This window comes from Streptomyces sp. CA-179760 (assembly GCF_050937045.1).
Lineage (GTDB): Bacteria > Actinomycetota > Actinomycetes > Streptomycetales > Streptomycetaceae > Streptomyces.
The window spans coordinates 7940780-7963021 of sequence record NZ_JBNJLZ010000001.1 but is presented as its reverse complement, the minus strand read 5'-3'; the positions used below and the strand labels follow the sequence as shown (position 1 = coordinate 7963021).

Annotated in this window: 16 protein-coding genes and 3 pseudogenes; 8 read left to right on the top strand and 11 right to left on the bottom strand. The window is 72.2% G+C overall.

Translation table 11 applies throughout. The annotated features are described in order from the left end of the window. Window positions 1–34 precede the first annotated feature (34 nt). A complete protein-coding gene (locus ACQEV8_RS36090; protein ID WP_432969068.1) occupies window positions 35–766 on the top strand; it encodes an SIR2 family NAD-dependent protein deacylase in 732 nt (243 codons plus the stop codon). Here ACQEV8_RS36090 and ACQEV8_RS36085 read toward each other — a convergent pair. Beyond that, window positions 763–1245, bottom strand: coding sequence for a methylated-DNA--[protein]-cysteine S-methyltransferase (locus ACQEV8_RS36085; RefSeq protein ID WP_432969065.1), 483 nt, complete (start codon window positions 1243–1245; stop codon window positions 763–765). The genes ACQEV8_RS36090 and ACQEV8_RS36085 overlap by 4 nt on opposite strands. Window positions 1246–1254: 9 nt before the next feature. Continuing rightward, window positions 1255–2736 (bottom strand): AlkA N-terminal domain-containing protein, encoded by a 1482-nt coding sequence (locus ACQEV8_RS36080; RefSeq protein WP_432969062.1) that lies wholly within the window; start codon window positions 2734–2736, stop codon window positions 1255–1257. A 120-nt stretch (window positions 2737–2856) separates the two neighbouring features. Between ACQEV8_RS36080 and ACQEV8_RS36075 the strand changes: the two genes are divergently transcribed. Continuing rightward, entirely contained in the window at window positions 2857–3219 is a 363-nt protein-coding gene (locus ACQEV8_RS36075) for an ArsR/SmtB family transcription factor (protein WP_432969059.1), read from the top strand. Window positions 3220–3249: 30 nt separating this feature from the next. Here ACQEV8_RS36075 and ACQEV8_RS36070 read toward each other — a convergent pair. Beyond that, window positions 3250–7136: pseudogene (locus ACQEV8_RS36070) on the bottom strand (glycoside hydrolase family 2 TIM barrel-domain containing protein). 208 nt (window positions 7137–7344) lie between these two features. Beyond that, window positions 7345–8175: an alpha/beta fold hydrolase gene (locus ACQEV8_RS36065; RefSeq protein WP_432969056.1), complete on the bottom strand. Its 831-nt coding sequence runs from the start codon at window positions 8173–8175 to the stop codon at window positions 7345–7347. 161 nt (window positions 8176–8336) lie between these two features. Here ACQEV8_RS36065 and ACQEV8_RS36060 point away from each other — a divergent pair. Beyond that, window positions 8337–10381: pseudogene (locus ACQEV8_RS36060) on the top strand (SpoIIE family protein phosphatase). A gap of 232 nt (window positions 10382–10613) precedes the next feature. Continuing rightward, window positions 10614–12278, top strand: coding sequence for an ATP-binding cassette domain-containing protein (locus ACQEV8_RS36055; RefSeq protein ID WP_432969053.1), 1665 nt, complete (start codon window positions 10614–10616; stop codon window positions 12276–12278). Window positions 12279–12446: 168 nt separating this feature from the next. Here ACQEV8_RS36055 and ACQEV8_RS36050 read toward each other — a convergent pair whose 3' ends face one another. Together ACQEV8_RS36050 and ACQEV8_RS36045 are read right to left on the bottom strand one after the other, a co-directional pair. Next, complete coding sequence (locus ACQEV8_RS36050) at window positions 12447–12893, bottom strand: DUF7144 family membrane protein (RefSeq protein WP_432969050.1); 447 nt, start codon at window positions 12891–12893, stop codon at window positions 12447–12449. A gap of 24 nt (window positions 12894–12917) precedes the next feature. After that, complete coding sequence (locus tag ACQEV8_RS36045; RefSeq protein ID WP_432969047.1) at window positions 12918–13358, bottom strand: SHOCT domain-containing protein; 441 nt, start codon at window positions 13356–13358, stop codon at window positions 12918–12920. A gap of 260 nt (window positions 13359–13618) precedes the next feature. Here ACQEV8_RS36045 and ACQEV8_RS36040 point away from each other — a divergent pair, with 260 nt between their 5' ends. The 3 genes from ACQEV8_RS36040 to ACQEV8_RS36030 are packed head-to-tail and all read left to right on the top strand — an operon-like array spanning window position 13619 to window position 15641. Then, the gene (locus ACQEV8_RS36040) at window positions 13619–13900 is read left to right on the top strand and encodes a hypothetical protein (RefSeq protein ID WP_432969044.1); all 282 of its coding nucleotides are present in this window, start codon (window positions 13619–13621) and stop codon (window positions 13898–13900) included. Beyond that, complete coding sequence (locus ACQEV8_RS36035; RefSeq protein WP_432969041.1) at window positions 13858–14241, top strand: potassium channel family protein; 384 nt, start codon at window positions 13858–13860, stop codon at window positions 14239–14241. Before ACQEV8_RS36040 ends, ACQEV8_RS36035 begins: the two co-directional genes overlap by 43 nt. Continuing rightward, on the top strand, window positions 14238–15641 hold the full coding sequence (locus ACQEV8_RS36030; protein ID WP_432969038.1) for a DUF2252 domain-containing protein: 1404 nt from the start codon (window positions 14238–14240) through the stop codon (window positions 15639–15641). The genes ACQEV8_RS36035 and ACQEV8_RS36030 overlap by 4 nt, the downstream gene beginning before the upstream one ends. A 68-nt stretch (window positions 15642–15709) precedes the next feature. Here the strand turns inward: ACQEV8_RS36030 and ACQEV8_RS36025 are convergent, their stop codons facing one another. From ACQEV8_RS36025 to ACQEV8_RS36015, 3 genes and pseudogenes are all read right to left on the bottom strand, one after another. Further along, window positions 15710–15907: a hypothetical protein gene (locus ACQEV8_RS36025; RefSeq protein WP_382578135.1), complete on the bottom strand. Its 198-nt coding sequence runs from the start codon at window positions 15905–15907 to the stop codon at window positions 15710–15712. Between the two features lie 112 nt (window positions 15908–16019). Then, window positions 16020–16526, bottom strand: coding sequence for a hypothetical protein (locus tag ACQEV8_RS36020; protein ID WP_432969034.1), 507 nt, complete (start codon window positions 16524–16526; stop codon window positions 16020–16022). Continuing rightward, a pseudogene (locus tag ACQEV8_RS36015) lies at window positions 16523–19196 on the bottom strand (LuxR C-terminal-related transcriptional regulator). Before ACQEV8_RS36015 ends, ACQEV8_RS36020 begins: the two are co-directional and overlap by 4 nt. Window positions 19197–19434: 238 nt before the next feature. Between ACQEV8_RS36015 and ACQEV8_RS36010 the strand changes: the two are divergent. Next, window positions 19435–20268 carry a class II glutamine amidotransferase gene (locus ACQEV8_RS36010; RefSeq protein ID WP_432969031.1) on the top strand — a complete coding sequence of 278 codons (834 nt, stop codon included), beginning with the start codon at window positions 19435–19437 and terminating at the stop codon, window positions 20266–20268. 13 nt (window positions 20269–20281) lie between these two features. Here ACQEV8_RS36010 and ACQEV8_RS36005 read toward each other — a convergent pair whose 3' ends face one another. Continuing rightward, window positions 20282–20791, bottom strand: coding sequence for an O-acetyl-ADP-ribose deacetylase (locus ACQEV8_RS36005; protein ID WP_432969028.1), 510 nt, complete (start codon window positions 20789–20791; stop codon window positions 20282–20284). Further along, window positions 20788–22197: a phytoene desaturase family protein gene (locus ACQEV8_RS36000; RefSeq protein WP_432969025.1), complete on the bottom strand. Its 1410-nt coding sequence runs from the start codon at window positions 22195–22197 to the stop codon at window positions 20788–20790. The genes ACQEV8_RS36005 and ACQEV8_RS36000 overlap by 4 nt, the downstream gene beginning before the upstream one ends. Between the last annotated feature and the right edge of the window lie 45 nt (window positions 22198–22242).

The following is a 22242-nucleotide window of genomic DNA, read 5'->3' as shown; positions in this document are numbered from 1 at the left end:
CGCCCGGAGCAGCCCGGCGTCCTACCCTCGGCTCATGGCCAAGCCCCTAGTCGCCCTGCTCACCGGTGCCGGTATCAGCACCGACTCCGGGATCCCGGACTACCGCGGACCGAACGGGCTGTGGCGACGGGATCCGGAGGCCGAGAAGCTCGTGACGTACGAGTACTACATGGGCGATCCGGAGATCCGGCGGCGGTCGTGGCAGATGCGGCGCAAGAACCGGACGCTGGGGGCCGAACCCAACGCCGCCCATCGGGCCATCGCCGACCTGGAGGGGTCGGGGGTACCGGTGCGGGTGATCACGCAGAACGTGGACGGGCTGCACCAGCTCGCCGGGATGCCCGCCCGCAAGGTTCTCGAACTGCACGGCACGGCACGGAGTTTCGTGTGCACCGGCTGCCACGTCCGCGGCCCGATGCAGGACGCGCTCGCCCGGGTCGAGGCCGGTGAGGACGATCCGCCGTGTCTGGAGTGCGGCGGTGTCCTGAAGTCGGCGACGGTGATGTTCGGCGAGCGGCTCGACCCTGTCGTCCTCGGCGAGGCGGCCGCCATCAGCAAGGCCTGCCAGGTGTTCGTCGCCGTCGGCACGAGCCTGAAGGTCCAGCCCGCCGCCGGCCTCGCCGGTGTCGCCGCCGACCACGGTGCCCGGCTGATCATCGTCAACGCCGAGCCGACGCCGTACGACGAGCGTGCCGACGAGATCGTGCGGGAGCCCATCGGAACGGCCCTGCCCGCGCTGTTGCGCCGTCTCGGCGACGCCGCCTAGAACAGCGCGGCCCCGCTCTCGAACTGCAGCAGCCGGCGCTTACGGTCCAGGCCGCCGCCGTAGCCGGTGAGGCTGCCGTTGGCGCCCAGGACGCGGTGGCAGGGGACGATGATGCCGACGGGATTGCGGCCGTTGGCGAGGCCGACCGCGCGGGAGGCGGTGGGGGTGCCGAGGGTGGCGGCGAGTTGGCCGTAGGCGCGGGTCTCTCCGTAGGGGATGCGGCTCAGTCGCTCCCAGACGGTGCGCTGGAACGGGGTGCCCGTCAGGCGGAGTTCGACGGTGAACTCCTTGAGCTCGCCCGCGAAGTACGCCTCGAGTTGTTCCTCCGCCTCGCCGAACAGGGTGTCGTCGCGGGTGCCGAAGGTTTCCTCCGGCGGGCGGTGGCGCTGGTCGGTCATGTAGAGGCCGCACAGGACTCCGTCGTCGGCGACGAGGGTGAGGGGGCCGTAGGGGCTGTCGGTCACGGTGTGGTGCTTCATCGAACGTCCTTATACGGGGAGGAAGTTGATCGGGTGGCTGTCCGTCGCCCAGAGGTACTGCACGGCGTAGGCCCGCCAGGGGCGCCAGGCCGCCGCGCGTGCGGTGAGCGCCGCGGGCGTGGACGGCAGGCCGAGGTCCCGCGCGGCGCGGCGGATGCCGAGGTCGGTGGGGAGGAAGGCGTCCGGGTCGCCGAGTGCGCGCATGGCGATGACGTCGGCCGTCCAGGGGCCGAAGCCGGGCAGGGCGAGGAGCTGGGCGCGGCTGCGGGGCCAGTCGCTCTCCACTCCCAGGTGGAGTTCGCCTTCGGCGAGTTGCCGGACCAGGGTGGTGAAGGTGGTGCGGCGGCTGCGGGGCATCGCCAGCGACTCGGGGTCCAGTGCCGCGAGGGACTCGGGTGCCGGGAAGAGGTGGGTGAGACCGCCCTCGGGGTCGTCGACGGGTTCGCCGTGCGCGGTGACCAGGCGGGCCGCGTGGGTGCGGGCGGCGGCGGTGGAGACCTGCTGGCCGAGCACGGCCCGGACGGCGAACTCGGCCTCGTCCACCGTGCGCGGGACCCGCCGGCCGGGTGCCTTGTCGACCAGCGGCGCGAGGACCGGGTCCGTGCGCAGCTGGTCGTCGATGGCGACCGGGTCGGCGTCCAGGTCGAGCAGGCGGCGGCAGCGGCTGATGGCGACGGTCAGATCGCGCAGGTCGCTGAGAGTGAGGCGGCAGGCGATGTGGTCGGGGGCGGGCGTGAGGGCCACGATGCCGTGGCCGTACGGGAGGCGCAGGGTACGGCGGTAGGAGCCGTCGCGCCACTCCTCCACCCCGGGTACGGCCGTCGCGGCGAGGTGGCCGAAGAGGTTGTCGGGGTTGAGCGGGGTCCGGAACGGCAGCCGCAGGGCGAGCGCGCCGGGCGTGCCGGCACCTTGGCGCTTCGGGGCACGGGTGCGCAGCTCGCTCGGGGACAGGGCGAAGACCTCGCGGACGGTGTCGTTGAAGGTGCGGATCGAGGCGAAGCCGGCGGCGAAGGCGAGCCGCGCCATCGGCAGGGTCGTCGTCTCGATGAGCAGCCGGGCCGTCTGGGCACGCTGGGCCCGGGAAAGCGCGAGCGGGCCCGCGCCGAGTTCGGCGAGCAGTTGCCGCTCGACCTGCCGGGTGCTGTAGCCGAGCCGGGCGGCGAGGCCCGGCACGCCCTCGCGGTCCACGACGCCGTCGGCGATCAGCCGCATGGCGCGGGCCACCAGGTCGGCGCGCTGGTTCCACTCCGGGGAGCCGGGGCTGGTGTCGGGCCGGCAGCGCTTGCAGGCCCGGAACCCGGCCTGCTGGCAGGCCGCGGCGCTCGGGTGGAAGACCATGTTCTCCGGCTTGGGCGGCACGACCGGACAGCTGGGACGGCAGTAGATGCGGGTGGTCAGGACGGCCGTGAAGAACCAGCCGTCGAAGCGCGCGTCCTTGGACCGGACGGCGCGCACGCAGCGCTCGGTGTCGGTGTGCATCCCCATCTGCATGTGTCCAGCATCGGTCACCACCAGGCGGCGGGTCTGGCGAGAATCCGACATCGACCTGCCCGGACCGGCACAGATGAAGATTCAATCATGTGTTCGTGTGTGCCCCGGTACGATGACGTCATGGGTCATGGAGCCGTCACCACCGCGCAGGACTCCGGCGAGCGCGTACGTCTGGACGCGGACAATGTCGCGAAGGTGGCCACCACGCTCCAGGCCTTGTCCACGCCGTCCCGCCTGCTGATCCTCGCGCGGCTGCGGGAAGGCCCGCTGCCCGCCACCGAGTTGGCGGCGGAGGTGGGCATGGAGCAGTCGGCCTGCTCGCACCAGCTACGGCTGCTGCGCAATCTGGGCCTGGTGGTGGGCGAGCGACGGGGCCGTTCGGTCGTGTACGCGCTGCACGACCACCATGTCGCCGAGCTGCTCGACCAGGCCGTGTACCACGTGGAGCATCTGCGCCTGGGGATCAGCGACACCGCCGACTGAGGCGGCGGCGCCGCTGTTCCACCGTTGTTTCTATTCGGTCGCCGTCGGCCGGCGTGCGGCCTCCATCGCCTCGCTCACCCGCGTCAGCGGACGCAGCCGGTAGGTGAACGCGTAGTCGCGGTTGGCCAGCAGCTTGAACTCGTCGTGGGTGTGCGCGCCCCAGCTGTTGTCGCCGCCCACTCCCATCTGGCGGTGGTTGACCCGCAGCACCACCGCGTCACGCGGGGTGAGCTGGAAGTCGTGGCGGGCGCCGACCGACAGGTCCTCGGGGGTGAAGTGCGAGGCGTTGACCTCCAGCAGCGGCTCACCGGAGACGAGCAGTCCGCGTCCCCTTCCGTCCGTCAGCGCGGCCCAGCGGACGTCGGTCTTGTTGCCGTTCTCCTGGGGGCGGATGTAGGGAGTCCACTGTTCGGCCACGGTCCCCGAGTACAGTCCCACGTCGGTTCCGTTGTTGCGGTCCCAGTGGTTCTCCTCGGGGCCCGGCCGTAGTAGTGCAGACGGTCCAGGCCGCGCGGCAGGAACAGCAGGGTGCCGACCTCGGGGATGTACGGCAGGTTCGCCGCACCCGGATGCAGGGTGTGGTCGACCTTGATCTCGCCGTTGCCGAAGACCGTGTACGTGGTGCTGTACGTGGACTCCGTGGTCGTGGGCAGCGTGCCGACGACCTTGATCTCGACGGCCCGGTCGCCGAGCGGGCTCACCCGCACGTCCGTCACCTTGCGCCGGGCGCCCGCGTCGCGCCAGGTCTGGTTACGGGTGGGCTGGCCGTTGCCCTTGTCGTTGTCGGTGGGTGCCCGCCAGTAGTTCGGCACCGGCCCCGAGGTGATCAGCCGGATGCCGGCGGTCTCGTACGACGTGATGGTGCCGCTGCTCTTGTCGACGGTGACGGAGAAGCCCTTGCCCTTCACCGTGACGGCCCGGTCGCCGTCCTCGTGGCGCAGTACCGGCACATTCCGCAGCGGTACGGGCGCCACGGCCGGGCTGTCCGCGTCGATCACGAGCTGTTGCCTGGCCACCTCGAAGCCGGCCCTCGCCCACCGGGTGGGCTCCTCGGTGCGGAACGAGAGTTCCAGGAAGTACTCCGTGCCGGGTGCCGACCGCTCCGGCAGCCTGACCGGGAGGGTGATGTCCTTGCTGGTCAACGGTGCTACGTCGAGCTGGGCGCGGGTCAGTCTGCCGCGCTGGACGACCTTGCCGTCGGCGACGAGCGACCAGCGGCCGTCGAACTCGCGGAGGTTGGTGAAGAGGTACTCGTTGGTGAGGGTGACCGCGCCGGGACCGCCCGAGGCGGATGCGGCGTTGATCGCCTGGTAGATCCGCTTGACCTCCGCGGCCTTGCCGGTGTGGCCCCGGTCGGCGGTGACGATGCCGTCGGCGACGAAGTTGCCGTCGTTGGGGCTGTCGCCCCAGTCGCCGCCGTAGGCGAAGAACGTCTTTTCGCGGGGCCGCTTCCCGGTGAAACCGACGGTGGCGGCGTCGAACCAGAACCGTACGCCGTCGTCACCGGGACCGCGGCCGCCCGAGGCCAGCTCGGCGGCGCTCAGGGCGCGGGCGTAGACACGGGCCCGCCGGACGGTGCCGCTGAACTCCCGGGTCGGGTTGTCGGCGTCCGTGGCGAGGGCCAGCGGGGCGGCGTTGTTGTCGGGCCGCCGGGTGGTGGTGCGGGTGGCCTTCGCCTCGCCGTCGACATAGAGGGTGAGTGTGCCGGCGTCCGCGTCGAACACACCCGCGATGTGATGCTCCTTGCCGGTCCAGCCGTCCGGCAGCGCCCAGCTCGCGGTGACCCACTGGCCGCCGCCGTGGATGAAGAACTCCAGCTTCCGGTCGGTCTGCTTGAGGGCGTACTGGGTGTCGCCCTTGGCGAGAATCGGCTGGTGGTAGCCCGTCACGTGCGGGGTGGCCCAGGCCTCCAGGGTCAGCGAGCCGGTGAGGTCCAGGCGCTCGTCACGTGCGAAGACCGTTCCACCGGCGACGCCCTTGGCACGGTCGAAGGTACCGGCCGGTGCGAGGACCTCGCCCCTGAGGCCGGCGGGCCCGGACTCGGTGAACAGTTTGCGCGTCGGGGTGGGCCAGTTCAGGGACTGGTCGGCGAAGTCCCAGATCCAGCCGCCCTGGAGCACGTCGTAGCGGCGGACGAGGTCCCAGTACTTCTTGAAGTTGCCGTTGGAGTTACCCATCGCGTGGGAGTACTCGATCATCACGTACGGCCGTTTGTCGTTCGTGTCCTTGGCACGTGCCTCGACGCGCTGCGGGCTGTCGTACATCTCGGAGCGGATGTCACTGATGCCCGGGCGGTCGTCGCCCTCGTACTGGATGACGCGGGTGGTGTCGTAGGAGCGGATCCAGTCGTGCATGGCGTTGAACGTCGTACCGCCGCCCGCCTCGTTGCCGAGCGACCAGATGACGACGGAGGCGTGGTTCTTGTCGCGGTGGACCATGTTCTGCGCGCGGGCCACACACGCGGCGGTCCACTCGGGGTGGTTGCCCGGGTACTCGTCCCGGATGCCGTGGGTCTCGAGGTTGGTCTCGTCGACGAGGTACAGGCCGTACTCGTCGGCGAGTTCGTACCACAGGGTGTTGTTCGGGTAGTGCGAGGTGCGGACGGAGTTGATGTTCATCCGCTTGATGACCTTGATGTCCTCGATCATGTCGGCGCGGGTGAGGGACATGCCGCGGTCCGGGTGCATCTCGTGCCGGTTGGTGCCGCGGAAGGACACCGGTTTGCCGTTGATGCGCATCAGGCCGTCCTTGAGCGCGAACTCGCGCAGGCCGACCCGGTGCGAGAGGGTCTCGATCACCTTGCCCGCGGGATCACGAAGCCGCAGTACGGCGGTGTAGAGGTTCGGGTGCTCGGCCGACCAGAGTTTCGGCGACGGGACGGCTCTGGACGCCTCGGCGGTGGCCTCGTCGCCGGCCGGGACGTCGACGGGCTGCTTCAGCGGCCGGGACCAGACGGCGTGGCCGCGCGCGTCGTAGAGCTGGGTCTCGACGGTGTAGCGGCCCGCGCCCTTGCCGCCGTAGTCGCGAACGTGCGCGGTGACCTTGAGATCGGCGGTGGTGTGGTCGTCGCCGAGCGGGGTGTCCAGTCTGAAGTCGCGCAGGTGCACGGAGGGCGTGGAGTACAGGTGGACCGAGCGGAAGATGCCGCTCAGCCGGATCATGTCCTGGTCTTCCAGCCAGTCGCCGTCGGAGTAGCGGTAGACCTCCACGGCGATGTGGTTGGTGCCCGGCCTGAGGTGACTGGTGATGTCGTACTCGGCGGGCGTGAAGGAGTCCTCGTGGTAGCCCGCCAACTCTCCGTTGATCCACACGTAGTGGGCGGACTTGACGCCCTCGAAGTGCAGGAAGGTGCGCCGGCCCGACCAGTTCTTCGGGACGGTGAACGTACGGCGGTACTGGCCGACGGGGTTGTAGCGGGTCGGGGCGGCCGGCGGCTGGGCGTCCTCGCCACCGCCGTTGGGGCCCCACCAGGGGTAGGTGATGTTGACGTAGATCGGGAAGTCGTAGCCCTGGAGCTGCCAGGCCGAGGGCACGGGGATGGTGTCCCAGCCGGAGTCGTCGACGTCGGTGCGGTAGAAGTCGGTGTCCCGGTCGTCGGGCCGGTCGGCGTAGGCGAACTTCCACTTGCCGTCGAGGCTCTGCCGGTACGGCGAGCGCGTGCGGTCGGCGTCCAGCGCCTGCCCGAGGTCCGCGTACGGCATGAGTGTGGTGTGCGGTGGCTCGGTGCCCACCCGGTACACCTTCAGGCCGTCGTTCCACTCCGGAGGGCCGTCCGCCGCCGGGCGCCGGCCGGCCGCGTGCGATGCGGTGGGCGACGCCGAGAGGGCGAGCGCGCCGAGCACGGCGGCGCCCCCTTCGAGCAGACGGCGGCGGCTGACTACGGGCCGGTCGGCGGGAGACGGGTGCGGGTGCGGCATGAACGTGGCCTTCCTCGGTTCGACAGGTGCGGTGCTGCACGGACTGAGGGCACGTCAGATGCGATTCCCAACTGCACACCCATGGTGGGTGTTTCTGTTGAGTCGTGTGTCAACTGACGGTGACGGAGCAACTGCTGAGCAGGCACACCCTAGGACTCGCACACAATCGAATCAATGACCTCGTCGGACTTTGTGCGGTCCTGATGGTTCAGCCTCCGAGGAAGCCGAGCAGCGCGCTCGTCAGCCGGGCGGGCGCGTCCAGCGGGACGAGGTGGCCGGCTTCCGGGACGGGGACCAGCCGGGCGCCGGGGATCAGAGTGGCCAGTTCCTGTCCCTTGGCGAAGGGGATCCACTTGTCCTCGGTGCCCCAGCACACGGTGACGGGCAGGTCGATCGTGGGGTACAGCGACTGGATGTCGTCGGTGTAGCGCTGGTCGGCCTGCGCGATCTGGCGGTAGAAGGCGGCCTGGCCCCGCTCCCCCGTCCACGGACGGACCAGCGCGTCGAGCGCGGCGGGACGCAGGCCGAGATGGCTCGCCGACGTCACGTACTCCCGCACCAGGGCCTCGTGCAGTGGCGCGGGCAGCTGCTCGAAGACGTGGCTGTGCTCCGCGACCAGCCGGAAGAAGGGGGAACCCCATGGTTCCAGGGCCACCGGATCGACCAGCGCGAGCCGGCGGTAGCGCGCCCCGTGCAGCAGATGGGCGCGCAGGGCCACGCAGCCGCCGAAGTCGTGCGCGACGACGGACGGCTCCCGAAGGCCCCAGTGCGCCAGCAGCGCGGTGAAGACCTCGCCCTGGGCGCCCAGCGAGACGTCCTGGTCCGGGTACATGCCGGAGGTGCCATAGCCCGCCATGTCCCACACGTGCACGAGGTGCCCGGCGGCCGCGAGAGCGGGAGCGATCTCGTGCCACACATACGACGAGAAGGGCGTCCCGTGCAGCAGCACGACCGGCTCGCCGCCTGGATCCCCGAGCCGGTCCCAGCGGACGGTGCCGGACGCCGTCTCCAGACTCTCCCGCAACGACCGATCACCCATGACGGCGCTCCCCTCCCGCGGACCGGACTCTGTCCCGACCCTCGATTTTTTGTCATTTCGGCGCGACAGTGTCGCTTCACCGACCGTACTGTGACCTCATCGGACTGCCTGCGCAACGGATCTTGGCCGGACCTTTTGCCGCGCCGAAAGGAGCGGCTCGCATGAACGGGTATGCGACCTCGGATCGCGACTCCGTCACGGCCGCGCCCGGCGGGCTGCTGGACCTGCTGAAGGTCGCGGCCGTGGTCCTGGACGCGGGCGGGCACATCGCCCTGTGGAGCCCCGAGATCGAGCAGCTGCTCGGCTACACCCCGGCGGAGGCCCTGCGCCGACGAGCCGACACACTTCTGGTGGCGCCCGAGAACCGGGCCCGGGTCCGGGAGCTGTTCGCCCAGGTCAGCTCGGGGGCCCGCTGGGCCGGTGTCTTCCCGCTGCGGCACAAGGACGGCACGGACCGCGCCGTGGAGTTCCGCACGATGCGGCTCCTCGACTCCGAGGGGCAGCCCCATCTGCTGGGCCTCGCCACGGACGCGACGACCGTACGCATCGTGGAGCGGGACCTCGCCCTCTCGCACAGCCTCGTCAACCAGACCCCGCTCGGCATCGCCGTCTTCGACAACGACCTGCGCTGGGTCGGGGTGAACCCGGCGCTGGAGCGGATCAACGGCGTACCCGAGGAGGCCGTACTGGGACGCCGGGTCGCCGAGGTGCTGCCGGATCTGGACGTGGAGGCCATCGAGGCCCGGATGCGGCACGTCCTGGAGACCGGCAGACCCCTGCTCGACCAGCAGACCATCGGCCGTACGGCGGGGGACGTCCAGGACCGCGCCTACTCGGAGTCGTACCACCGCATCGAGGACACCGACGGACGGGTGCTCGGCCTCGCGATGGCCGTCCTGGACGTCACCGAGCGCCAGCAGGCCGCGGCCGAGGTCGCCCAGGCCCGCCAGCACCTGTCGGTGATCGCCGACGCCGGGGTGCGGATCGGTACCACGCTGGATCTCCAGCAGACCGCCCGGGAGCTGGCCGACGTGGTGGTGTCGCAGCTCGCGGACCTGGCCGCCGTGGACGTGCTGGAGTCCGTCGTGGCCCACGGCACCATCGCGCCGGTGTCGGGCGGCGCCCCCGCCGAGTTCCGGGCGCTGGCCGTCGCCGCCGGGTACCCCACCGACGCCATCCACGCCGCCGACCCGGTCGGCGAGCTCGCCACCTACGGTTCGTCGCGGATCATCACGCAGTGCGTCCGCAGTGCCCGCCCCGTCCTGGTCGAGCGCGTCGACGCGAAGATGATGCGGCGCATCGCCCGGGACGCGCGGGCCGCCCAGACCCTGCGCGAGGCCGGCGCGCACTCCTACCTGGCGGTGCCGCTGGTGGCCCGGGGCAAGGTGCTCGGCACGCTCACCCTGTACCGCACGGTCGACGAGCGCCCCTTCGACGACCGCGACCGGGTGCTCGCCTCCGAGCTCGCCGCGCGCGCCGCCATCTGCATCGACAACGCCCGCCTCTACGGACGCGAGCGCGGTACCGCCCTCACCCTGCAGCGCAGCCTGCTTCCCGCCGCACCCGCCGAGCAGGAGGGGCTCGACATCGCCGCCCGCTACCGTCCGGCCCTCAGCGAGGTCGGCGGCGACTGGTACGACGTACTGCCGCTCGGCCCGGGGCGCACCGCGCTCGTGGTGGGGGACGTCATGGGCAAGGGCGTCCAGGCCGCGGCGATCATGGGGCAGCTGAGCACGGCGACACGGGCCCTGGCCCGGCTCGACCTGCCGCCCGCCGAGCTGCTGCGGCACCTCGACGACATCGCCGGCTCGCTCGGCGACGCGATCGCCACGTGCGTGTACGCGGTGTGCGACCTGCGGCGTGGCACCTGCTCCCTGTCCAGCGCCGGTCATCTGCCGCCCGTGCTGGCCGGGGCGGACGGGAGCGCGAAGCTCGTCGACGTGCCCGGCGGTGTACCGCTGGGGTGGGCGGCGTGGAGTTCGGCACCGTGGAGGTGGAGCTTCCCCCGGGCTCGCTGCTCGCCCTGTACACGGACGGGCTGGTCGAGAAGCGTGGGGAACCGATCGACACCGGCCTCAGCACACTGACCCACCTGCTGGGGAACGCGGGCCCCAACCTGCAGCGAACCAGCGACAGCCTCCTCAGCGCGCTGAGCCCGGAGCCCGACGACGACGTGGCGCTGCTGCTGGTGCGCACGCGCGTCTGAGCGTTCGCGCCCGGACTCTCGCAGCGGCAACTGTTAGCATGATGGTGTGAGTTACGTCTTCTACCTCTGATCCGGGCCAACCGGCTCCGCCCCCGCCCGGGGCGCTGAGAGCCGCGATGTCGCCCACGGCCCGCCCTGTTCTGGGCCCGGCCGTCCGTCGGATCCGATGGCCCGCTCGCATCCCCGCACCCTTACCGGGGGTGAAGTGTGCCTCCTCACGGAGGAAGAGACAGTGACCACCCTTGTTCTGCCTGCCCGCGACCGGGCCCAGCTGACCTGCGCCGCGATCCGTGTCGACCGCGGCGGCCGCACCGTGCTGCACGACGTCGACATGAAGGTCTCCCCCAGGTCGCGCTGGGGCGTCGTCGGCGAGAACGGCCGCGGCAAGTCGACCCTGCTGCACGTCCTGGCCGGCCTGCTGGCCCCGGACGAGGGGACCGTACGCCGTGTGGGCAGCCTAGCCCTGGCCGAGCAGGAGATGCCGGCCGAGGACGAGCGCACGGTCGGCGATTTCATCGACGCACACCTGGCCGACGCCCGCACGGCCCTGCGGGACCTGGACACCGCGGCCGACGCGCTCGCGGCGGAACGTCCCGGGGCCGAGAAGGCCTACGCCGACGCCCTGGAGGTGGCGCAGGCGCTGGACGCCTGGGACGCCGACCGGCGGGTGGACGTCGCCCTGGACGGACTCGGTGCGGTGAGCGACCGGGACCGTCCGCTGGCCACGCTGTCGGTCGGACAGCGCTACCGGATCCGGCTGGCCTGTCTGCTGGGCGCCGAGTACGACTTCCTGCTCCTGGACGAGCCCACCAACCACCTGGACCTGGCAGGGCTCGACTACCTCACCGCCAGGCTGCGCGCCCATGCCGGCGGCGTCGTGGTGGTCAGTCACGACCGTGCGCTCCTCGCGGACGTGGCCACCACGATCCTCGATCTCGACCCCACCCGCGACGGCCGGCCGGGCGTGTACGGCGGCGGCTACACCGGCTATCGAGAGGGACGGGAGGCCGAACTGGTCCGCTGGGAGGAGGAGTACGAACAGCAGCGGACCGAGCACGTCCGTCTGAAGCAGGCCCTGTCCGAGGCGCAGAACCGGCTGAGCACCGGCTGGCGCCCGGACAAGGGCACCGGCAAGCACCAGCGCGCCACCCGCGCCGGTGCGCTGGTGCGGTCCGTCCACCGGCGGCAGGACGATCTGGACCGGCACGAGGTCACCGCGCCGGTGCCGCCCCAGCGCTTCTCGCTGCCCGAGCTGCCCGCCCGGCCGGGAGTCGTCCTGCTGCGGGTGGAGGAGGTGACGGTCGACGGGCGGCTGCACCACTCGACGAGCCTGTCCGTGACGTCCGGCGACCGGCTGGCCGTCACCGGCCCGAACGGGGCGGGCAAGTCCACGCTCCTGTCCGTCCTGGCCGGGCGGCTGTCCCCCGGCTCGGGGCAGGTCCACCGGGCGCGCAGGGTGCGGCTGCGTCTGCTCGGGCAGGAGTCACCGCGGGCCACGCACCGGCGGGCCCGTGACCTCTACGAGGCGCACACCGCCGAGCTCGTCACGGCGGGCGTGCTGAAGGAGGGCGAGGTGGTGGGGCTCGGCTCGCTGGGCCTGCTCACCTCACGCGACACCGACAAGCCGGTGGCCGAGCTGTCGATGGGTCAGCAGCGGCGCCTCGACCTGGCCCTGGCCCTCGCCGCCCGCCCGCACGTCCTGCTGCTGGACGAACCCACCAACCATCTGTCCATCGCCCTGGTCGACGAACTCACCGCAGCGCTGCACACCACGCGGGCGGCCGTCGTCCTGGCCACCCACGACCGCCAACTGCGGCGCGACATCGCCACGTGGCCGCGCGTCGCGCTGTCGCAGCGGGGGGCTGCGGGGACGGGGGTGGGGACGACGACACGCTGACGCCCCGACGCCTCGCCCGGGCACGGCCGGTGCGCCCGGGCGGGTCCGCATGCCGGGGCGGGTCCACCTGCCCGCGCGGGCAGGTGCGGCCGGTGCACGCCCGGGCAGGCGCGGTCGGGCCGGCACCCCGGGCGGCGCCGATCCCCCGCCCGGAGCGTCAGAGCGACCTCACGGATTGCTCGGAGTCTGTTCGAACGGCTCCCAGGCGTCGTCCTTCTTCACCGTGCACAGGGCCCAGATGATGAACCCGGAGATGGCGATCATCACCACCGACCAGACCGGGTAGGACGGCAGGGAGAGGAAGTTGGCGATGATGACGAGTCCGGCGATGCCCACGCCGGCGACGCGTGCCCAGGTCGACGCCTGGAACAGCCCCATGCTGACGAGCACGGCGACCGCGCCCAGGACCAGGTGGATCCAGCCCCAGCTCGTGAGGTCGAACGCGAAGACGTAGTTGGGGGTCGAGAGGAACACCTCGTCCTCGGCGATCGCCGCGATGCCACGCATGATGCCCAGGATCCCACCGATCATGAGCATGACGGCCGCGAAGACCATCAGACCGACGGCCCATTCGCGTTTGGCCGTGTGCGCGTGCGTAGGGTGTGTGGCGGTCATCCTGCTGCCTCTTTCTGTCGGGGGCTAGGGTTCCGACGGGCCGGAGCCGCTCAGGACCAGCTCCTTCGCCCTGCGGAACTCGTCGTCCGTGATGTCGCCGCGGGCGCGGATCTCGGACAGCCTGGCGAGTTCGTCGACGCTGCTCCCCCGTCCTTCGCCGCCCTTGGCGGTCTCCCGTATGTAGCTGTCGAAGGCCTCCTGCTGCGCGCGGGCCTGGGACCTTTCCCGGCGGCCCATGTTCTTGCCGCGTGCGACGACGTAGACGAACACACCGAGGAACGGCAGGACGATGCAGAACACCAGCCAGCCGGTCTTGGCCCAGCCGCTCAGATCGTCGTCTCGGAAGATGTCGAGGACGACCCGGAAGAGCAGCACGAACCACATGATCCACAGGAAGAACCACAGCATCGTCCAGAAGGCGCTCAACAACGGAAAGTCGTACGCCAGGTAGGTCTGCGCACTCATGCTCACTCCTTCGTCCCGGGCGCACGCCCGGCAGGCCGTTCCGTGCCGTTCTCAGCGTGCCCATGTCCGGAAGGGGGCTGCCTCACCCGGGACGGGTGAGCGTGCCGGACACCAGCCGGACCGGTCCGGAGCTCAGCGACAGCGCGGCTGCCGCCGTCGCGCGCCCCGCCGGCCGCCGGGTCACCCGCGACGGGTGATCCGTTCCGGGCGCCGGGACGGTGAGGTGGACAGCGCACCCCCACAGGACCGAGAGAGACGAGATGAACGATCCAGCGGCCGCCCGGACCGAGCCCGCCCGGCCCCGGCAGGAGCGGGAGCGGCACCCGCAGCAAGCGGGGCCGAAGCGGCGCGCGAAGATCGCCGTCCTGGTACGCGCCGCGCTCATCGCGACCGGGCTCGTCATCGTCTACTACGTGCTGCCCCTGGACGGTCGCGGCACGAGCAGTGGCACTTCGGTGCTGCTCGCCTGCGGCCTGCTGCTCGTCGTCCTGGTCTTCTGGTGGGAGGTTCAGGCCATCGCCCACTCGCCCTTCCCCGGCTGAAGGCCGTCGAGGCCCTGGCCGCCACGCTCGTCCTGTTCCTCCTGCTCTTCGCGAGCACCTACTTCCTGCTGGAACACTCCACCCCGGGTTCCTTCAGTGAGCGGCTGACCAAGACGGACTCCCTGTACTTCACGCTCACCACGTTCGCCACCGTCGGGTACGGCGACATCGTCGCCCGTTCCCAGACCGCACGGGTTCTGACGATGCTTCAGATGATGGGCGGACTGCTGCTGGTGGGTGTGGCGGCACGGATCCTCGCCGGCGCGGTGCAGGCCGGGCTGCGCAGGCGGGGCCACGAGGCGTCGGAGGCTTCCGTTACCGGCGGGAGGGCTGAGCCATGACCGTACCGAGCCCTGTGACGTTCCTGTCCCCGGCCGAGCGGGCGGAGTCGGGCCGGGGCGCGCGGCGGCGGGTGCCGCGTTCGTCCCACGGCCGGTTCGAGCCGGGGCCGGAGCGGCCCGACCCGGTCGAGGTGGTGGAGCGCCAGTCGGCCACCCGGGTACAGGAGTTGGTACCGGTCCGCTACGGCCGGATGCTGGAGTCCCCGTTCCGCTTCTACCGGGGCGCCGCGGCGATCATGGCCGCCGATCTCGGGGCCGCCGCGGACACCGGGCTGTGGGTGCAGCTGTGCGGGGACGCCCATCTGCTGAACTTCCGGCTGCTGGCCTCGCCGGAGCGCCATCTGGTCTTCGACATCAACGACTTCGACGAGACCCTGGCCGGGCCGTTCGAGTGGGACGTCAAGCGGCTGGCGGCCAGTTTCGCCATCGCGGGCCGTGCCAACGGCTTCTCCACCGCGGAGCAGAACGGCGCGGTGGAGACGTGCGTACGCGCCTACCGGCGGCGGATGCGGGAGTTCGCCGGCATGCGCACCCTGGACATCTGGTACGCGCAGGACGACGCCGACCACATGCGGGAGCTGATGGCCGCTTCGATGTCCAAGGAGGCCAGGCGCCGCACCGCCGAGGCCACGGCGAAGGCCCGCACCCGCACCCACCTCCAAGCCTTCGCGAAGCTCACCGGGACCACGGCCGAGGGGCGGCGGATCACGGCGGACCCACCGCTGATCACCCCGCTGCGGGATCTGGTTTCCGACTCCTCGCCCGACCAGGAGAAGGAACTGCTCACCGTCCTGGAGGGCTATGCGAGCAGTCTGTCGTCCGAGCGCCGTCACCTGTTGCGCCGCTACCGGCTGGTGGACATCGCCCGCAAGGTGGTGGGGGTCGGCAGCGTCGGCACCCGCTGCTGGATCGTGCTGCTGCTCGGCCGGGACGACGACGATCCCCTGCTGCTCCAGGCCAAGGAGGCACAGCATTCGGTGCTCGCCGCGCACACCGGCGGGGACAGCTACGACAACCAGGGCCGCCGCGTGGTGGCGGGACAGCGGCTGATCCAGACGACCAGTGACATCCTCCTGGGCTGGACGCACGCCCTCGGCCTCGACGGACACGAGCGGGACTTCTACGTACGCCAGCTGCGGGACTGGAAGGGCATCGCGCGTGCGGACACCATGGACCCGGCCATGCTCCGCCTGTTCGGGCGGTTGTGCGGGGCGAGCCTGGCTCGGGCCCACGCCCGCTCGGGCGACGCCGTCGCCATCGCGGCGTACCTGGGCCGCGGCGACCGGTTCGACCGCGCGCTCATCTCCTTCGCCCAGGCGTACGCCGATCAGAACGAGCGTGACCACGCGGCACTGGGCGCGGCCGCCCGCTCCGGCAGGATTCCCACGGCGGCCCTGTGACCCGGCGGCCCTGTGACCCGGCGGCTCTGTGACCCGGCGGTCCTGTTACCCCGCGCGCTCCGGCACGCTCACTCCGGCAGCTGGCGCATCTCCACGACCCTGAGACCCAGCGACTGGAAGCGGGTGAGCAAGCCGTACAGGTGGGCCTCGTCGATGACGGAACCGAACAGGACCGTCTGACCGGACATCACCACGTGATCCAGCTCGGGGAAGACCTTGGCCAGCGTCTCCGACATGTGTCCGTCGACGCGGATCTCGTAGCGCATGAGCTGCTCTCCCGCGGGCGGCGTGGGGCGGGCCGTGCACGCCCTCCCTTGCGATGTTCCGCCCTGGCGGGCCGTCCGCCCTCACCCGGCGCAGGTGAACCTGCGTCGCGCCTCATTCCTTCAAGACGATCTTGAGGAGGACGATCAGCAGACCCAGCAGCAGGTTCACCGCGGCGGAGACGGCCATCTGACTCCAGGAGGCGCCGGCCCGGGCCGCCGCGGCCATCGACCAGCCGACCTGGCCCGCCACCGCCACGGAGAGCGCCAGCCACAGGGTGCCGGGCATGTCCAGGGGCAGCAGCGCGCTGATCGCCACGGCGACGGCGGGCGGGACGGCGGCCTCCAGGATCGGCCACTCCTCACGGCACACCTGCAGCACGGCCCGGCGGCCCACGGCCCCCTGCGCCAGACGCGCCCCGAACAGCTGCGCGTGCACATGCGCGAGCCAGAACACCGCTCCGGTCATCAGCAGCAGCGCCACGAGTTCCACCCGGGGCAGCGAACCCAGGGTTCCGACGCCGATCACCACGGAGGCGGCGAGCATGGAGCCGTAGACGCCGCCGGTGTAGTCGGCTCGGGACCGCCCCGAACCAGAGGTCGTGGTCGGGGCCGCTGTCACAGGAGCCGCCGTTCGCGTGCCCGGCGGACGGCGTCGCCGCGCCGGGTGACCGCGAGCTTGCGGTAGATGCTCTTGAGGTGGGTTTTCACGGTGTTCACCGACACATGGAGGTCGGCGGCGATCTCCTCCGTCGATCTCATCTCGGCCAGGCGCCGCAGGACGTCACGCTCGCGGGCGCTCAGCTCCTCGACGGCGAGCTCCGGGGGCTCGTCAGATGCGGTGGGGCCGGGGGCGCGGTAGCGGCCGAGGCCCGTGAGGAGCCAGCCGGTGGCCAGTTCCCGCGGCCGGCCGGTGCTCAGCAGCGGACGGATCCAGGGGCCGGCTTCCAGGAACGGGCGGCGCAGCTGCTCGCGCCGGCCGTCCAGGAGGGCCCGGGCGACCAGGCGGCGGGCGGTGGCCGCGTCCCCGGTGTCGAGGGCGGCCCGGGCGCGTACGAGCGTGGCGCGGACGGTCACCGCCGGGCCGGGCCGGTCGTCCTCCGGCAGGCTGTCGAGCAGGTCGAGCGCACCTTCGGGGTGACCCGACGCGAGCCGGACGCGGGCCGCCTCGACCGCGCACGCCCTCCGGTGGTGCGCCACCCTCTCCACGGCCCGGCGGGCCTGCTCGGGGTGCCCCTGGGCCAGATGGGCGGCGGACGCGAGCAGGGCGGCGTGGTCCTGTGCCCAGGGTGAGCTCACGGCCGCCGGGACGGTCGCCTCCGCCGCCGCCAGCGCGGCCCGGGCGTCCCCCGGGCGAGGAACAGCCGCCCTCGGGTGAGGGTCCGGCCGGCCCGCACCACCGGGTCGTCGACGAGCGGGTGGGAGGCGGCCGCTTCGTCGAGGAGCGCCTGCGCCTCGTCGAGTTCGTCGCGGTCGATGAGGACGGCGGCCAGGACCAGCGGGCCGATGCCGGACCGGGAGTGCCGCGGGAGGCTGTACCGCTCCGCCTGGCCGGCGGCCGCGAGGGCCTTGTGCTCGGCCGGGCCGGGCCAGCCGCCCAGGTGGTCGATCAATGCCAGGTGGCCGAGGGCCTCCCACCGGGGCAGCGCCGTGGCCGCTCCGTCGGGGGCTGCGGCCACCGCCGACAGGGCGGTCCGGGCGTCGGCGAACCTACCGGCCCACAGGCGGGCGGAGCCCAGGTGGGTGAGCAGGAGGGCGGTGAGTTCCGGGTGCTCGTCGAGGAGTTCCCCGGGGACCTCCCGCTGGAGGTGCCTCGCCTGCTCGGCGGCACGCTCCGCTCTGTCCGGGGAGCCGGTCAGCCGCGCCGCCAGGGCTTCCAGGAGGGCCCAGCTGAGCCGCACCGGGGCGGCCGCACCGGTTCCGTCCCGGCCCAGTGCCTCCTCGGCCTGGCGCAGATGGGCCAGGCCGTGCTCGAGATCGCGCCGGTCCAGCTCACGGGCGGCGCGCACGAGGTCCGGTGCCGGGCCCCTGGCCTCGGGGCTCATCCGTGCGAACAGGGCGGACAGCTCTTCGGAGCGCAGCCCGGTGAAGAGCTGCCCGATCGCGAGATCGTCGACCACGACTCGAGCGGTGAACTCCCAGTCGTCCGCCGCGGCCCCCTGCGCGAGCGCGTCGGGCAGGGCTCCGGATCGCCTCAGCCACTGGGCGGCCCGGCCGCGCAGCTCCGGCTCCAGGCCGGGGAAGCGCTCCCTCAGGTGGGCCCGGAGGATCTCCGCGAACAGGGGGTGCAGGCTGTACCAGGAGTGTCCGAGGTAGTGGAGGAACGCGTTCTCGCGCTGCAGTGCGGCCAGGATCGGTTCCGCGTCGGTGCGCAGCGTCAGCGCGTTCACCAGGTCGGGGCAGCAGCGGTCCAGGACGCTGATGCGCAGCAGCAGGTCCTGCGTGCCGGGTGTCTGCCGGTCGAGCACCTCTGCCAGCAGGAAGTCGGCCACCGCGCTGTGGTCGGCTTCGAACTGCTTCAGATAGGTGTGCGGGTCCGTGCCCTGCCGGGCGGCCAGGGCGCACAGCCGGAGCCCCGCGGCCCAGCCCCGGGTGCGTTCCACCAGGGCCTGTACGGCGCCGGCCCGCAGGTGCAGTCCGTGCCGCGACAGCAGTTCGTGGGCCTCCTCTGAGGTGAAGGCCAGTTCGGCGTTGCGGATCTCCGTGATCTCGCCCGACGCCCGGTACCGGTGCAGCGGCAGCAGGGGTTCCGTGCGGGAGACGAGGACCAGGCGCATGCCCCGGCCGGCGTGGTGCAGGACGAACTGCAACTGCTCCGCGATCTCGGGGAGGTCACCCGGTCGAACTCGTCGAGCACGACGACGGTGGTGTGGTCCCGGCGCTCCAGGCCGGCGGCCAGACGGGTCAGCGTCCGCTGGTCCACATGGGCCGCCTCCGCCGGGCAGCCGACGTCGCCCGTCACCGGTACGCCCGCGGCGCGCAGTGCCTCCAGCAGATACGCCCAGAAGATCCCGGGGGCCTGGTCGGCGATGTCGGCCGTGAGCCAGGCGACCGGTTCCGTGAGGCCGGCGGCCCAGTCGGCGACCAGGAGGGTCTTTCCGGCCCCGGCCGCCCCGTTGACCAGCGTCAGCGGTGTCTCGAGAGCCTGGTCGAGGTGCCGGACCAGCCGGGCGCGGCGCAGGAACGTGGCCGGCCGCTTCGGCAGCGCGAGCCGGGTGCGCAGCAGCGGATCGCCCGTGGGGTCGACGCCCTCGGACGCCGGTTCCGCACCGGTCTCCTCGGTCACGGCCATGGAGCCCACCTTGTTCGCCGTCCGACGGATCACAAGCAGCGCTCGTGCCACCCAGGATCTCAAGCTTCACCCCCTGCGCACGCCCACGGCCGGGCCGTGACCGGCCTCGGCGGCCGCCGCGCAACCACCCGCGACGGGCGATGCGCCCGCGGCGAGGCCGGGGTTCGCTGAGGTCCACGCGCACCACCTACGCAGCCGTGCGGTACGGCCCGGGCGGCTCGGAACGGGGGTATCGACCATGTGCCGCTGGCTCGCCTACTCGGGCACGCCCGTGCTGCTCGACGACGTCCTCTACCGGCCGCAGCACTCGCTGATCGACCAGAGCCTGCACGCGCGGATGGGTGTCGAGACCACCAACGGCGACGGATTCGGGATCGGCTGGTACGCGTGGCATCTGCGGACGCCCGCCGTCATCCGGGACACCGGTCCGGCCTGGAGCAACCGCAATCTGCGGGAGATCGCCGACCACGTCCGTTCGTCACTGTTCTTCGCCCATGTGCGCGCCTCCACCGGGACGGCCGTGCAGCAGACGAACTGCCATCCCTTCCGCCACGGACGCTGGCTGTGGATGCACAACGGGGCGATCGCCGGGTTCCACGATCTGCGCCGGGACCTCATGCTGACCGTGGACCCGGCGCTGTTCCCGGCGCTGGAGGGCACGACGGACTCCGAGGTGATGTTCCACGTGGCCCTCACCTTCGGGCTGGACGGCGATCCACCGGGCGCGGTGGCCCGGATGGCGGGGCTCGTCGAGCAGCTGGGGCACGAGCACGGGGTGCCGCGGCCGCTCCAGATGACGGTGGCGGTGACCGACGGCGAACGGGTGTGGTTCTTCCGGTACTCCAGCGGCGGGGCCTCGCGGTCGCTGTACTACAGCAGCCGGGTGGACGACGTGCGTGCCCTCCACCCCGACCTCGCCTTCCTGCGGCACGTCTCCGAGGAGACCCGGCTGGTGGTGTCGGAGCCGCTGGGCGATCTGCCCGGGGTCTGGAACGCCGTACCGGAGAGCAGCTACGGCGTCGTCCAGCCGGGCCGGGACCTGCTGCGGCACTTCGAGCCCGAGCCGGTCTGAGTGCGCGGCCGCCTCAGCGGAGCTGTGCGGCGAACACCTCGTACGCCGGCGCGTCGAAGAGGACGAACCGGACCGTCTCGACGTCGGTCCGCGCCGTGCGGACCGTGTCCACCGCGACAGCCGCGGCCTGCTCCATCGGGTAGCCGTAGATGCCGGTGGAGATCGCCGGGAAGGAGACCGTACGGGCGCCGAGTTCGTCGGCGACGCGGAGGGACTCGCGGTAGCAGGAGGCGAGCAGGCCGGAGCGGTCCTCGGTCGCGCTGTACACGGGGCCGACCGTGTGGATCACCCAGCGGGCGTCCAGGTCGCCCGCGGTGGTGGCGACGGCCTGCCCGGTCTGCAGGCCCTTGCCGTAGTGAGAGGCGCGGAGCTTTCGGCAGTCCTCGAGGATCGCGGGGCCGCCGCGCCGGTGGATCGCGCCGTCGACCCCTCCCCCGCCCAGCAGTGAGGAGTTGGCCGCGTTGACGATGGCGTCGACGCTCTCGCGGGTGATGTCCCCCTGGACGGGTTCGATGGTGGTCATGACTGCCGCAGTCGCCTCCATACGGCCTTCGCCGCGTTGTGCCCCGACATGCCGTGCACCCCCGGGCCGGGCGGGGTCGCCGACGAGCAGATGAAGACGGCCGGGTGAGGGGTGTGGTACGGGAACGGGGTCACCTTGGGCCGCAGCAGGAGCTGGAGTCCGGAGACCGCGCCCGAGGCGATGTCGCCGCCGACGTAGTTGGCGTTGCGGGCGGCGAGTTCGGGCGGGCCGGCGGTGGCGCGGGCCAGGACACGGTCGCGGAAACCCGGGGCGAAGCGCTCCAGTTGGCGCTCGACGGCGTCGGTGAGGTCGCCGGTCCAGCCGTGCGGGACGTGGCCGTAGGCCCAGAAGACGTGCTTGCCCGCGGGGGCCCGGGTGGGGTCGGCGACGCTCGGCTGGACGGTGATCAGGAACGGTTTGTCGGGGGCCCGGCCCTCCCGGGACGCCGCGCGCAGCGCGCTGCCGATCTCCGCGCTGTTCGCGCCGATCTGGACCGTGCCGGCGACGCGGGCCTCCTTCGCGGTCCACGGCACGGGCCCGTCCAGCGCGTAGTCGATCTTGAAGACGCCCGGGCCGTAACGGTAGTCGGCGTAGTAGTCGCCGAAGCCGGCGATGCGGGCCAGGGCGGTGGGCGAGGTGTCGAAGACGTACGCCCGGGCCGGGGGCAGGTCGTCGAGGCGCTTGACCTCGTAGTCGGTGTGGACGCTGCCGCCGAGGTCGCGCAGATAGGCGGCGAGGGCATCGGAGAGGCTCTGGGAGCCGCCGCGGGCGACGGGCCAGCCGCGGGCGTGCGCCGCGAGGGCGAAGACCAGGCCGATGGCGCCGGTGGCGAAGCCGCCGAGCGGTGCCATGACATGCGCGACGAGCCCGGCGAACAGCGTTCTGGCCGGTTCGTCGCGGAAGCGGCGCATCAGCAGGGTCGACGGCGGCAGGCCGACGAGGCCGAAGCGGGCCAGGGTGACAGGGTCGCGGGGCAGCGCGGTGAGCGGCAGGGACATGAAGTCCCGGGCCAGGGTGTCCCACTTGGGCAGGAAGGGCTCGACGAGCCTGCGGTACGCCCCGGCGTCACGCGGCCCGAGGGAGGCGGCCGTCTCCCCCACCGACCGGGACAGCACGGCCGCCGTGCCGTCCGGGAAGGGATGCGCCATGGGCAGCTCGGCGTGCAGCCACTCCAGGCCGTACCTTTCGAGCGGCAGGGCACGGAACGCCGGTGAGTTGATGCCGAGGGGGTGCGCCGCGGAGCACGGGTCGTGCCGGAAGCCGGGCAGGGTGAGCTCCTCGGTGCGGGCTCCGCCGCCCACGGTGCCCCGGGCCTCGAAGACGGCGACGGAGAAACCGCGGCGGGCCAGCTCCACGGCCGCGGTCAGTCCGTTCGGTCCCGCACCCACTACGACGGCATCGAGCATCGACGGCACCTCTGACCCCTTCGTCAGCCGACGGCCACTGAGGAT